At 67.4% G+C, this 12,479-nt stretch carries 10 protein-coding genes; all 10 read left to right on the forward strand.

The features are described 5' to 3' along the window. Positions 1–1,084: signal recognition particle-docking protein FtsY (gene ftsY / locus QZV72_RS11545; protein WP_297008630.1), on the forward strand; the 1,084-nt coding region annotated here is incomplete at its 5' end. 218 nt (positions 1,085–1,302) lie between these two features. Beyond that, positions 1,303–2,661, forward strand: a complete 1,359-nt coding sequence (locus tag QZV72_RS11550) for an ammonium transporter (protein ID WP_297008632.1) — start codon at positions 1,303–1,305, stop codon at positions 2,659–2,661. 193 nt (positions 2,662–2,854) lie between these two features. Beyond that, complete coding sequence (gene ffh, locus QZV72_RS11555) at positions 2,855–4,453, forward strand: signal recognition particle protein (RefSeq protein ID WP_297008634.1); 1,599 nt, start codon at positions 2,855–2,857, stop codon at positions 4,451–4,453. A gap of 237 nt (positions 4,454–4,690) precedes the next feature. Next, entirely contained in the window at positions 4,691–5,170 is a 480-nt protein-coding gene (rpsP, locus tag QZV72_RS11560; RefSeq protein ID WP_297008636.1) for a 30S ribosomal protein S16, read from the forward strand. Between the two features lie 286 nt (positions 5,171–5,456). Next, complete coding sequence (gene gdhA, locus QZV72_RS11565) at positions 5,457–6,800, forward strand: NADP-specific glutamate dehydrogenase (protein WP_297008638.1); 1,344 nt, start codon at positions 5,457–5,459, stop codon at positions 6,798–6,800. A 44-nt stretch (positions 6,801–6,844) separates the two neighbouring features. Next, positions 6,845–7,462, forward strand: coding sequence for a ribosome maturation factor RimM (locus QZV72_RS11570; protein ID WP_297008640.1), 618 nt, complete (start codon positions 6,845–6,847; stop codon positions 7,460–7,462). A gap of 21 nt (positions 7,463–7,483) precedes the next feature. Beyond that, a complete protein-coding gene (gene trmD, locus QZV72_RS11575; RefSeq protein WP_297008642.1) occupies positions 7,484–8,413 on the forward strand; it encodes a tRNA (guanosine(37)-N1)-methyltransferase TrmD in 930 nt (309 codons plus the stop codon). Positions 8,414–8,552: 139 nt separating this feature from the next. Continuing rightward, positions 8,553–9,392, forward strand: a complete 840-nt coding sequence (locus QZV72_RS11580) for a hypothetical protein (protein ID WP_297008644.1) — start codon at positions 8,553–8,555, stop codon at positions 9,390–9,392. 30 nt (positions 9,393–9,422) lie between these two features. After that, positions 9,423–11,825 (forward strand): Tex family protein, encoded by a 2,403-nt coding sequence (locus QZV72_RS11585; RefSeq protein WP_297008646.1) that lies wholly within the window; start codon positions 9,423–9,425, stop codon positions 11,823–11,825. A 178-nt stretch (positions 11,826–12,003) separates the two neighbouring features. After that, entirely contained in the window at positions 12,004–12,345 is a 342-nt protein-coding gene (rplS, locus tag QZV72_RS11590; protein ID WP_297008647.1) for a 50S ribosomal protein L19, read from the forward strand. Positions 12,346–12,479 lie beyond the last annotated feature (134 nt).

Genomic DNA, 12,479 nt, shown 5'->3' on the forward strand with positions numbered 1-12,479 from the left:
AGTCACTGAAACCCCTGCTCTCCCCGACAAGACACCGGACGAGACACCGGACGAGACACCGGCGGAAACTGCGGAGGAAGCTCCGGAGGAGACTGCGGAGGAGGCCGTGGAGCCTGAACCCGCCGCCGAGCCGGTGTCGGCGTCCACCGCCGTCGAGGAGATCGCCCCGGTCGAGGGGCGCCTCGGCCGCCTGCGTGGCAGCCTGTCGAAGTCGCAGAACGTCATCGGACGTGGCGTCCTCGGCATCCTCTCCGCCGGTGACCTCGACGACGACGCCTGGGAGGAGATCGAGGACACGCTGATCATGGCGGACCTCGGGACGAAGACCACGGTCGCCGTCGTCGAGAAACTGCGTGACCGCATTGCGACGGAGGGCGTGTCCAGCGAGGCGGAGGCCCGCGCGATGCTCCGCGACTGCCTTGTCGAGGCCTGCCGGCCCGAACTCGACCGTTCCATCCACGCGATGCCCTACGACGGCAAGCCCGCGGTGATCATGGTCGTCGGCGTCAACGGCACCGGCAAGACCACCACGACCGGCAAGCTGTCCCGCGTCCTCGTCGGTATGGGGCACAGCGTCCTGCTGGGTGCGGCGGACACCTTCCGCGCCGCCGCCGCCGACCAGCTCGAGACCTGGGGGCGCCGCGTCGGTGCGCAGACCGTGCGGGGCAGGGAGGGGGCGGATCCGGCATCCGTCGCCTTCGATGCGGTGGCGAAAGGTGTGGAGGAGGGTGTCGACGTCGTGCTCGTCGACACCGCCGGTCGGCTGCACACCTCTGTCGGCCTGATGGACCAGCTCGGCAAGGTCAAGCGCGTCGTCGAGAAGAAGGCGAAGGTCGATGAGGTCATCCTCGTCCTCGACGCGACCGTCGGCCAGAACGGACTCATGCAGGCCCGTACCTTCCGTGATGTCGTGGACATCTCCGGCGTCGCCCTGACCAAGTTGGACGGTTCCGCCAAGGGAGGCATCGTCTTCCAGGTGCAGGAGGAGCTCGGCGTCCCGGTGAAACTCGTCGGACTGGGGGAGGGGGCGGACGATCTCGCGCCGTTCGAGGTTGAGAGTTTCGTTGACGCGCTGCTGGGGTAGCGGGGCCGGGCGCCGCTACCGGAGGTGACCACCGGGTGCTGTTCGATGTCGACGGTGTGGCATGGGCCGCCGTTGCAGGAAATGTTCCTGTAACAGCGGCCCCGCCTCATTTCATGTGCACGAAATGTTCCGGTGCCGACCTGCGAAACATGCCTGCACTTGACTGTCTCCTGTGGCCGGTGGCTGACGCCGGCGCTAACAACTCCGAGGAGATGGAAATGACCCCAGAGGAAATGGTGACCGCCACCGGTGACTCCGCCTGGATGCTGATGAGTGCTGCCCTGGTGCTGCTCATGACTCCGGCTCTGGCCCTGTTCTACGGCGGTATGTCCCGACAGAAGTCCGCCATCAACATGATGATGATGTCCTTCGGCACTCTCGGCCTGGTGGGCGTGATCTACGTCCTGTGGGGCTGGTCGATGTCCTACGGCACCGAGTCAGTGGGCGGTTGGTTCGCCAACCCCTTCGAGTACTTCGGACTGAAGGACTCGGTCACCGACGAGGCCGGCAACTACATTGCCGGGGCCTCCGGCTACGCCAACGTCATCGACATCGGATTCCAGCTCACGTTCGCGGTGATCACCGTGGCGATCATCTCCGGTTCCCTGGCCAACCGCGTGAAGTTCTCCACCTGGATGGTCTTCGCCGGGATCTGGGTCACCTGCGCCTACTTCCCACTGGCCCACATGGTCTGGGGCGGCGGATTCCTGTCCGGCTCCGAGGACGGTATCGCAGCCAAGCTGTTCGGCACCACCGACGGTGAGGCGACCATCGCCCCGATCGACTTCGCCGGCGGTACGGTCGTCCACATCAACGCCGGTATGGCGGCACTGATCCTCGCGCTGATCATCGGTCGCTCCCGCTCCTTCATGAAATCAGACGCCCGCCCGCACAACCTCCCCCTCGTCATGCTCGGCGCGGCGCTGCTGTGGTTCGGCTGGTTCGGATTCAACGGCGGCTCCGCCTTCGGCGCCAACGGGGACGCCGGCCTGGCCTGGCTGAACACCACCGTCGCCACCTGTGCGGCGATGCTCGGCTGGCTGCTCGTCGAGCAGCTGCGGGACAAGCACGTCACCTCGCTCGGCGCGGCGTCCGGTGTCGTCGCCGGCCTGGTCGCGGTCACCCCGGCCGCCGGAAACCTCACCCCGGTCACCGCGATCATCCTCGGAGCCATCGGTGGTGCCCTCTCCGCCGTGGGTGTCGGCCTGAAGTACCGGTTCAAGTTCGACGACTCCCTCGACGTCGTCGGCGTCCACCTCGTCGCCGGCCTGTGGGGCACAGTCGGTATCGGCCTGCTCGCCACCGACGACGGCCTGCTCACCGGTGGTGGCGGGGACGGCTTCAAGCTCTTCGTCGTCCAGATCGTCATCGCGGTGGTCGCCCTGGTCTACACCGCGGTCGTCACCGCGGTCATCGGACTCATCCTCAAGAAGACCATGGGCTGGCGTATCTCCGGTGACGACGAGGTCGCCGGCATCGACTCCGCCCTGCACGCCGAGACCGCCTACTCCCGCGACGGGGACCTGACCGCCCTGGAAGCGGAACAGGACGCCGCAGGCGCTGCAGCGAAGGGCTGACGCTCCGCACGCGGTGTCCTTCCCCGGACCCGCGTGGCCGTGGGGCAGGGCCCGACGTCCCGCTGTGCGCGAACTCCGCTGTGCATCAGGACCGCGTCCTTCCGGGGGACGAGGGGCGCCGAATGTGCCACCCCGGGCACACCGGGTACTGTGGTGTGGTCAGAGACCGTGACCCCAAGGGAGTAGTTCCACAGTGTTTGAGTCCTTGTCAGACCGCCTCGCAGGCGCCCTCAAGGGGCTGCGGGACAAAGGCCGGCTGACCGAAGCCGACATCAACGCCACCGCACGTGAGATCCGGCTCGCACTGCTCGAGGCCGATGTCTCCCTGCCCGTGGTCCGCGGCTTCATCAAACGGGTCAAGGAACGCGCCAACGGCGTCGTCGTCTCCGAGGCACTCAACCCCGCCCAGCAGGTCATCAAGATCGTCGACGAGGAGCTCAAGGAGATTCTCGGCGGTGAGACGCGCCGGCTCCACCTGGCGAAGAACCCGCCGACGGTCATCATGCTCGCCGGTCTCCAGGGTGCCGGTAAGACCACGCTGGCGGGAAAGCTCGCCAAGCACCTGGTCAAGCAGGGGCACACCCCGATGCTCGTGGCCTGTGACCTGCAGCGTCCCGGTGCCGTCCAGCAGCTGGAGATCGTCGGTGAGCGCGCCGGCGTCACCACCTTCGCCCCCGACCCGGGGACCTCGATCGACTCCCTCGACCACGAGATGGGCACCAGTCACGGTGATCCGGTGGCCGTGGCGCAGGCCGGCATCGAGGAGGCCCGTCGCACCAAGCATGACGTGGTCGTCATCGACACCGCCGGTCGCCTCGGCATCGACGAAGAGCTCATGACCCAGGCGCGGAACATCCGTGACGCGGTCGACCCCGACGAGGTCCTCTTCGTCATCGACGCGATGATCGGCCAGGACGCCGTCACCACCGCGGAGGCCTTCCGTGACGGCGTCGACTTCACCGGTGTGGTCCTCACCAAGCTCGACGGTGACGCCCGTGGTGGCGCCGCCCTGTCGATCCGTGAAGTCACCGGCAAGCCGATCCTCTACGCGTCCACCGGTGAGAAGCTCGAGGACTTCGACATCTTCCACCCGGACCGCATGGCTGACCGGATCCTCGGTATGGGTGACGTCCTCACCCTCATCGAGCAGGCCGAGCAGGTCATGGACCAGGACAAGGCCGAGACCGCGGCGCAGCGGATGGCGTCCGGGGAACTCACTCTCGAGGACTTCCTCGAGCAGATGATGATGATCCGTCGGATGGGTCCACTCGGCAATATCCTCAAGATGCTGCCCGGCGGTAAACAGATGAGCCAGATGGCAGACAACGTCGACGAGGGCCAGCTCGACCGGATCCAGGCCATCATCCGCGGCATGACGCCCGCAGAGCGTCAGGACCCGAACATCCTCAACGCCTCGCGACGCAAGCGCATAGCCAACGGTTCCGGCGTGTCGGTGGCGGAGGTCAACCAGCTGGTCAACCGTTTCTTCGAGGCGAAGAAGATGATGGGCAAGATGGCCGGCCAGCTGGGGATGGGCGGTATGACCCGCTCGGCGACGAAGAAGAAGCCGAAGGGCCGCAAGGGCAAGAACGGCAGGCGTAAGCCCCCGAAGAAGGGCGGCGGTCAGCAGCGTCCCGGGCCGGGTATGCCGGGTATACCCGGGATGGGTGGCATGCCGGGCGTGGGCGGTGGCATGCCGTCGATGGCGGACCTGCAGAAGATGCAGCAGCAGATGCCGCCCGGGTTCGAGAACGTCGACCTCAACAACCTCGATTTCGGGAAGGGGAAGTAGGGGACGGTCCAGTGGCCGGTCAGATCGGTGCCGGTGCCGGTGCCGGTGCCGGTTTGTCGGGGGAACCGGGGGTCGGGTAGAGTGGGCGAGTCTGCGTAACACCGGAACCGACCACGGTCGGTCGGTGGTCACGCGCAGGGTAAATCCAAGGGTTGAACCGGCCCGGCACCGCACCGTAGAGGTGGGTGGCGGGTGTCCGCACTGCCCGGTGACCGTCTAGAAGAAAGAGGACCAGCAATGGCCGTCAAGATCAAGCTCCAGCGTCTCGGTAAGATCCGGACCCCGCACTACCGCGTCGTCATCGCCGACGCCCGCACCCGCCGCTCCGGCAAGGTCATCGAGAACATCGGTACCTACGAGCCGAAGGCCGACCCGTCCGTCATCAAGATCGATTCCGAGCGCGCCCAGCACTGGCTGTCCGTCGGCGCCCAGCCGACCGAGCCGGTTCTCGCCCTGCTCAAGGTCACCGGTGACTGGCAGAAGTTCAAGGGCCTCGACGGTGCTGAGGGCACCCTAAAGGTCGCCGAGCCGAAGCCGTCCAAGCTGGACCTCTTCAACGCCGCGCTGTCCGAGGCCGCTGACGGCCCCACGGCCGAGGCCATCACCTCCAAGAAGCGTGAGGCCAAGGCCGCCGCAGAGGCCAAGGCTGCTGCTGAGGCCGAGGCTGCCGACGCCGCTGAGGCTGCTGAGGCTCCCGCCGAGGAGTCCGCAGAGTAGGCGCCTCCCGGGCACGCAACCCCCGGGCACACAACCCCACTGCCGCACCCCGGTGCGGTGGTGGGGTTTTCTGTGCTGCCGGGGAAGTCCGATTGTTTCGGGGCGACCTCGGTCGCCCCCGAATCCGTCGCACAATCACCCCCGAAATCCCGGGATGCGGGAATATTGTTACGGACAGGTTTCGTGGGGCCGTGAGTGTTGCGGAAGAATTACGGGCATTGTGCCGGCACTGTAAACTGACTCCGTTGTTTTGTTACGTACCGGTTACCAATACTTGAGGAGCACGATGGACGTCGATTCCACAGTCAAGGGCTACTACGAGAAGATTCTCCAGCGCAACGCCGGTGAGCCTGAGTTCCACCAGGCCGTCGCCGAGGTGCTCGGCAGCCTCCGTTTCGTCCTCGCGCAGGATCCTCACTACGCCGACCAGGGTCTCATCGAGCGCCTTGCGGAGCCGGAGCGCCAGATCATCTTCCGCGTCCCGTGGATCGACGACAACGGCCAAGTTCAGGTCAACCGCGGCTTCCGCGTCCAGTTCAACTCGGTGCTCGGCCCGTACAAGGGGGGTCTGCGTTTCCACCCTTCGGTGAACCTCGGCATCATCAAGTTCCTCGGCTTCGAGCAGATCTTCAAGAACTCCCTCACCGGTCTGCCGATCGGCGGCGGTAAGGGAGGCTCCGACTTCGACCCCAAGGGTCGCAGTGAACTGGAGATCATGCGCTTCTGCCAGTCCTTCATGACTGAGCTGCACCGCCACATCGGGGACAAGACGGACGTCCCCGCCGGAGACATCGGCGTCGGCGGCCGCGAGATCGGCTACCTCTTCGGCCAGTACCGTCGGATGACCGGCCGTCACGAGTCCGGCACGCTGACCGGTAAGGGCCTGCAGTGGGGCGGCTCCCTCGTCCGTACCGAGGCCACCGGCTACGGCTGCGTCTACTTCACCCAGGAGATGATGGCGGCACGTGGTGAGCGTCTCCACGGCTCCAGGGTCATCGTCTCCGGATCCGGCAACGTGGCGATCTACGCCATCGAGAAGGCCCAGGAGCTCGGCGCCACCGTCGTCGGCGTCTCCGACTCCTCCGGGTACGTCTCCACCCCGGACGGCGTGGACGTTGAACTGCTCAGGGAGATCAAGGAGGTGCGTCGCCTGCGGGTGTCGGACTACGCCAAGGAGGCGGCTACCGCGACCTTCCACAAGGGCGGCAACATCTGGGAACTCGAGGCCGACGTGGCTCTGCCGTGTGCCACCCAGAACGAGCTCGACGGCGAATCCGCGAAGCTGCTCGCCGACAACGGCGTGAAGTACGTCAGCGAGGGCGCGAACATGCCCTGCACCCACGATGCCGTCCAGGTCTTCCACAAGCGTCGGATCGACTTCGCCCCGGGCAAGGCAGCCAACGCCGGCGGTGTGGCCACTTCCGCCCTCGAGATGCAGCAGAACGCGTCCCGCGATTCCTGGACCTTCCAGTACACCGACAAGCGTCTCCAGGACATCATGCGGAAGATCTTCAAGAACACCGCGCGCACCGCCGCCGAGTACGGCGTCGAGGGCGACTACGTCGTCGGTGCGAACATCGCCGGTTTCAAGAAGGTCGCCGACGCCATGATCGCCCAGGGTGTCATCTAGACTGGTGTGCTCCCGGAGGCGGTGCGTCCTCTAGTCTGTAGGGTATGACAGAACTGCAGATCGGCCGGGTCATCAAACCACACGGCGTGCGCGGCGAACTTGTCGTCGACGCCACCACAGATGACCCGGCCACCCGTTTCGCGGTGGGGACGGAGATCACCGGACGCCAGGGGGGGAGTGCCCGCGGCGGGAGATCAGGCAACCCCGGCAGGCAGACCACGCTGACGGTGAAGACGGTGCGCCCCCACCAGGGCCGACTGCTCATCACCTTTGACGAGGTCACCGACCGGACCGCCGCCGAATCCCTGCGCGGCATGCAGTTCTTCGCCCCACCGGTCTTCGACGAGGACGACGACGGCTACTACGACCATGAGCTGGAGGGGTTGCGTGTCCTCAACTGTGGACCGGTGGACGCGGAGACCGCGACCGCCCGGGCCTACGAAGGAGTGCAGCCCGAGCCGGTCGACATCGGTGAGGTCACCGGCGTGACCCATGGGCCGGCCGGCACCCTGCTGGAGATCGCGGTGGATGCCGACGCCGCCCTGCCTACCGCCGGTGCGACGATCCTCGTGCCGTTCCGCCACGCCATCGTCCCCATCGTCGACCTCGACAACGGCGCCCTGGTCGTCACTCCGCCGGAGGGGCTGCTCGAACTGCGGTGACCGGTCACTATGATCGGTGCAATGCGCATCGACGTCGTCACCATCTTCCCCGAGTACCTCGACCCGCTGCGGCACGCACTGCTGGGGCGCGCCATCGAGCGGGGCATCCTGACGGTCGGCGTCCACAATCTGCGTGACTGGGCCCATGACGTGCACAAGGCCGTCGACGACACACCTTTCGGCGGAGGGCCGGGCATGGTCATGAAGCCTGAGGTGTGGGGCCCGGCGCTCGATGATGTCGCGGCGTTGACCGGTCCGGCAGGCCGGGACCCGCTGCTGGACTCGGCGTCCCCGCATGTGCGGTCGGGACTGCGTGCCGGCAAGGAAGTCACGCCGGACACCACGCCGGGCACCACGCCGGACACGGACCGTTCCGACGACCGTCCCATCCTCATCGTTCCGACCCCGGCGGGCCGCCCCTTCACGCAGGACATGGCGCAGCGGTGGGCCGCAGCTGACCGTCTCGTCTTCGCCTGCGGCCGCTACGAGGGCATTGACCAGCGGGTCTTCACCGATGCGGAGCAGCGTTACCGGGTCGAGGAGGTGTCACTGGGGGACTACGTCCTCATCGGTGGGGAGGTCGCGGTGCTTGTCATCGCCGAGGCCGTGGTGCGGCTGATCCCCGGCGTCCTCGGCAACCGCGCCAGTCACGAGGAGGATTCCTTCCAGGACGGGCTGCTCGAGGGGCCGAGCTACACCAAACCCCGGGTGTGGCGGGGTCTGGAAGTGCCCGAGGTGCTCACCTCCGGCAACCATGCGAAGGTCGACCGGTGGCGCCGGGACGAGTCGCTGCACCGGACGCTGAGCGTGCGGCCGGAACTGGTGGCGGCACAGGAGGCGGCGGGGCAGCTCGACAAGAGGGACCGGTCCACGCTCCGGGGCCTCGACGGTGCTGCGGCCTGGGCGGATCCGGCGTCGGCCCGGGTGCCTGATCCGGCGCAGGAAAAGTAGTCCACAGGGGCCGGGTTATCCACAGGGCCCGGGGTTTTCACGGTTCGACCCCGTGGTGGCGTCCCGCAGGCACGCTAGTGTCAGCCTCCACGCCCCAGGGAGCCGGACAGTCCGGCGCAGGGGCGGGGAGGGCAACGTCATGCTGTACAAGGACCCGGTCGACCATCCGACCATCGAGGAGATCACCGTCTACCCGCTCAACCGCGCGGAACTGCGCATGGCGGACGCCTACGTCACAGACCGCTCGTCGGTGGAGCGGTCAGCCCTGGAACAGGCGGTGCGGGGCCGGGGGACAGCCTATGCCGCACGGTTCCGGCACACCACGGAGATGTCCTGGCGGATGCCGGTGCTGTACTCCGAGGCGCTCGCCGACGGCCGGATGACCATCGACCACCTCGACACCGTGTGGCGTCGGCTCGACCGGCACCCCGGGGTGCGCGCCGAGATCGACGACCAGATGGTCCGGCGGGAGCAGCGCAAGGCCGAACGGGAGAGACGGATCAGGGCGATGCAGGACGCCGAGACGGCGGAGGAACCGGTGCCGGACCGGTCAGGGGAGGGGGACTACGACGACGGGTGGAGTGAGCGGTGCTACGACGGAGCGTACAGCAACTACGACCACCCGTTGCCGGAGTCGGAGAACGGGCACTGTTCCCGCATCGACCGGTCGGTGGAACGGGAGGTCGTCGACTGGCTGCGGACCACCCCGCAGCGGTTGTCCTGTGTCGACGGTTCCCGCACGGCCGTCCCGGCACCGTCGGTGACCGTCCACAAGCTCCGGGACATCGTCGACCGGGCTGCGGACACGGCGGTCGAGGACTTCTCCCGGATGAGGGAGCAGGCGCTGGAGTGGGGGGAGGAGGCGGAGCTGACGGCGGCGTCGGAGAAGGCAGCCGAGAAGGTAGCCGAGAAGACCGGCGAGGAGACCGGCACCCCGGTTGAGGGGCTTATGCCGGGGGAGCACGGGTTCCCGTGCTGATCTCCCGGCGCCCCGGCTACAGTTGTCCGAATGACCGTACGTGAGAACAACGGACAGACGACCACAGCAGTGATCAGGACGATCGCCCGGGAACTCGGGGTCGCCGAGTCCCAGGTGTCGGCCACCGTCACCCTGCTCGACGAGGGGAACACAGTGCCCTTCATAGCCCGCTACCGCAAGGAGGTCACCGGCGGTCTCGACGACGTGCAACTGCGCGCCCTCGAGACCCGGTTGACCTACCTGCGGGAACTCGAGGCCCGCAAAGCCACCGTCCTCGCGGCGATCGAGGAGCAGGGCAAGCTCACCGACGAGCTGCGCGACCTCATCCTCGGCTGTGAGACCAAGGCCCGCCTGGAGGATCTCTACCTGCCGTTCAAGTCCACCCGTCGCACCAGGGCGACCATCGCCCGCGAGGCGGGCCTGGAACCGCTGGTCGAGACCCTGCTCGCCGACTGCGACACCGACCTCGCCGAATTGGCGGCGTCCTACATCACCGAGGGTTTCGACGATCCGAAGGCGGTGCTCACCGGGGCCCGTGCCATCGTCCTGGAGGAGATCTCCACCGACGCCGACCTGGTCGGCGAGGTTCGCGAGCGTTTCTACACCACCGGTGCGATGACCGCCGGTGTCGTCGAGGGGAGACAGGGTTCCGCCGAGGCCCAGAAGTACCGTGACTACTTCGAGTTCGCCGAGCCCTTCACCACGCTGCCGTCCCACCGCATCCTCGCGTTGCTGCGCGGCGAGTCCGAGGGCATCCTCCAGCTCACCCTCGACCCCGGTGAGGACGAGATCTACCAGGGCATGATCGCCGCCGCCCGTGGCCTGGAGCCCAGGGGGGACGCCGCCGACCGGTTCCGCGCCGAATGCTGCCGCTTCGGCTGGCGGACGAAGCTGCAGATCTCCTCGGGAGTGGACGTGCGCATGCGTCTCAAGGAGAAGGCGGACGCCGCGGCGGTCGACGTCTTCGCCCGCAACCTGCGTGACCTCCTGCTCGCCGCCCCGGCAGGTCAGCGCGCGACCCTGGGTCTGGACCCGGGGTACAACCACGGTGTGAAGTGCGCGGCCGTCGACCCGACCGGCAAGGTCCTCGACACGGTCGTCATCTACCCGCATAAGCCGCAGAACAGGTGGAACGAGGCTGTCGACATCCTCGCCCGGATCTGTGCGAAGGACGGGGTGGACCTCATGGCCGTGGGCAACGGCACAGCGTCGCGGGAGACCGAGAAACTGGCCCGTGAGATCTCGGAGAAGGTCTTCGCCGCCACCGGTCGGCACCCCACCCCCGTCGTCGTCTCCGAGTCCGGGGCCTCGGTGTACTCCGCCTCCGAACTCGCCGCGCAGGAATTCCCCGACATGGACGTCTCGCTGCGTGGCGCGGTGTCGATCGCCCGCCGTCTCCAGGATCCGCTGGCCGAGCTGGTGAAGATCGACCCGAAGTCCATCGGTGTGGGCCAGTACCAGCACGACGTCAACCAGGTCATGCTCGCCGACAGCCTCGATTCGGTGGTCGAGGACGCGGTCAACTCGGTCGGCGTGGACGTGAACACCGCCTCGGCGCCGCTGCTGCGCCGGGTCGCCGGGGTGACCGCCACACTCGCGGAGAACATCGTCCACCACCGGGAGGCCAACGGCGCGTTCCTCTCCCGCCGCCAGCTCAAGGATGTCCCGCGGCTCGGCCCGAAGGCCTTCGAGCAGTGCGCGGGTTTCCTGCGGATCCGTGGGGCTGAAGACCCGTTGGACGCCTCTGCGGTGCACCCCGAGACCTACCCGCTGGTCAGGAGGATCACCGAGCGCACCGGAGTAGGTGTGGCAGATCTCATCGGAAACACCCGGGTGCTGTCGGGAATACGTCCGGCGGATTTCGCCGACGACACCTTCGGCGTCCCCACCGTCACCGACGTCCTCGCCGAGCTGGACAAGCCGGGTCGTGACCCGCGCCCGGAGTTCCGCACCGCGGAGCTCAAGGAGGGGATCGAGCGGATCTCCGACCTCACTCCGGGGATGGTGCTGGAGGGCACTGTCACCAATGTCGCCGCATTCGGCGCATTCGTCGACGTCGGAGTGCACCAGGACGGACTGGTCCACGTCTCGGCGATGTCCGACAGGTTCGTCTCCGACCCGCACGAGGTCGTCCGTTCCGGTCAGGTCGTCAAGGTCAAGGTGATGGAGGTCGACGTGGAGCGTCAGCGCATCGGGCTGTCGCTGCGACTCACCGATGAGCCGGGCGCGCCGGTGCAGCGGGGCAGGGGTGGCGGCAGCGGCAACGGCGGCAACGGCGGCAACGGCCGCGGACACCGTGACGGGGGTCAGGGGGGTCAGCGTGGCCAGCGCAGTCAGGGCGATCGGCGTGGCAACCGGCGTGGTGGTGGGGCGGCAGCGCCTGCCGCGTCCGGGGCGCTGGCGGATGCCCTGCGTCGCGCCGGGAGGATCTGATCCGGGAGAGTCTGCGCCGCGGGAATTTGATCCCGGCGTCCGACCGCTGGAATACTTGACCGGTTGCGTGCAATGCGAACAACAACTCAATGGTGTGGGCACGAACGCGCCGACCGTCGGCGGCAAGCCGGCGGCGTCGTGGGTCCTCTGTCCGATCGAAAAGAAACAGGAGTGCCACATGCACTATCTCGACAAGGTCGACGCCGCTCAGCTGCGTTCCGACATCCCGGACTTCCGTCCCGGTGACACCCTCGACGTCCACGTCAAGGTGATCGAGGGCACCAAGAGCCGTATCCAGGTGTTCCGCGGCGTGGTCATCCGTCGTCAGAACTCCGGTATCCGTGAGACCTTCACCGTCCGAAAGATCTCCTTCGGCATCGGCGTGGAGCGCACCTTCCCGGTCCACTCCCCGAACATCGACCACATCGACGTTCTGACCCGTGGTAAGGTCCGTCGCGCGAAGCTGTACTACCTGCGCGATCTGCGTGGCAAGAAGGCGAAGATCAAGGAGCGCCGCTAGGCGCCACCCGGTCTCCGACCGAGCCTCTTCTGTACAGCCCCCGTCCGGTGTGGCGCCTGAGTCAGGTGTCCACCGGGCGGGGTTCTGTCATGCCTGTCCGACCGTGGCATGCCCCGGAAGCCCCGGAAGCCCCG

This window comes from uncultured Corynebacterium sp. (assembly GCF_902782855.1).
Classification (GTDB): Bacteria; Actinomycetota; Actinomycetes; order Mycobacteriales; family Mycobacteriaceae; genus Corynebacterium.

Bases quoted from the DNA above. Each gene is read 5' to 3' on its own strand.
- QZV72_RS11570 (WP_297008640.1), top strand. From the start codon at position 6,845: ATGACAGAACTGCAGATCGGCCGGGTCATCAAACCACACGGCGTGCGC.
- QZV72_RS11550 (WP_297008632.1), top strand. From the start codon at position 1,303: ATGACCCCAGAGGAAATGGTGACCGCCACCGGTGACTCCGCCTGGATG.
- rplS (WP_297008647.1), top strand. From the start codon at position 12,004: ATGCACTATCTCGACAAGGTCGACGCCGCTCAGCTGCGTTCCGACATC.
- QZV72_RS11585 (WP_297008646.1), top strand. From the start codon at position 9,423: ATGACCGTACGTGAGAACAACGGACAGACGACCACAGCAGTGATCAGG.
- gdhA (WP_297008638.1), top strand. From the start codon at position 5,457: ATGGACGTCGATTCCACAGTCAAGGGCTACTACGAGAAGATTCTCCAG.
- trmD (WP_297008642.1), top strand. From the start codon at position 7,484: ATGCGCATCGACGTCGTCACCATCTTCCCCGAGTACCTCGACCCGCTG.
- rpsP (WP_297008636.1), top strand. From the start codon at position 4,691: ATGGCCGTCAAGATCAAGCTCCAGCGTCTCGGTAAGATCCGGACCCCG.
- QZV72_RS11580 (WP_297008644.1), top strand. From the start codon at position 8,553: ATGCTGTACAAGGACCCGGTCGACCATCCGACCATCGAGGAGATCACC.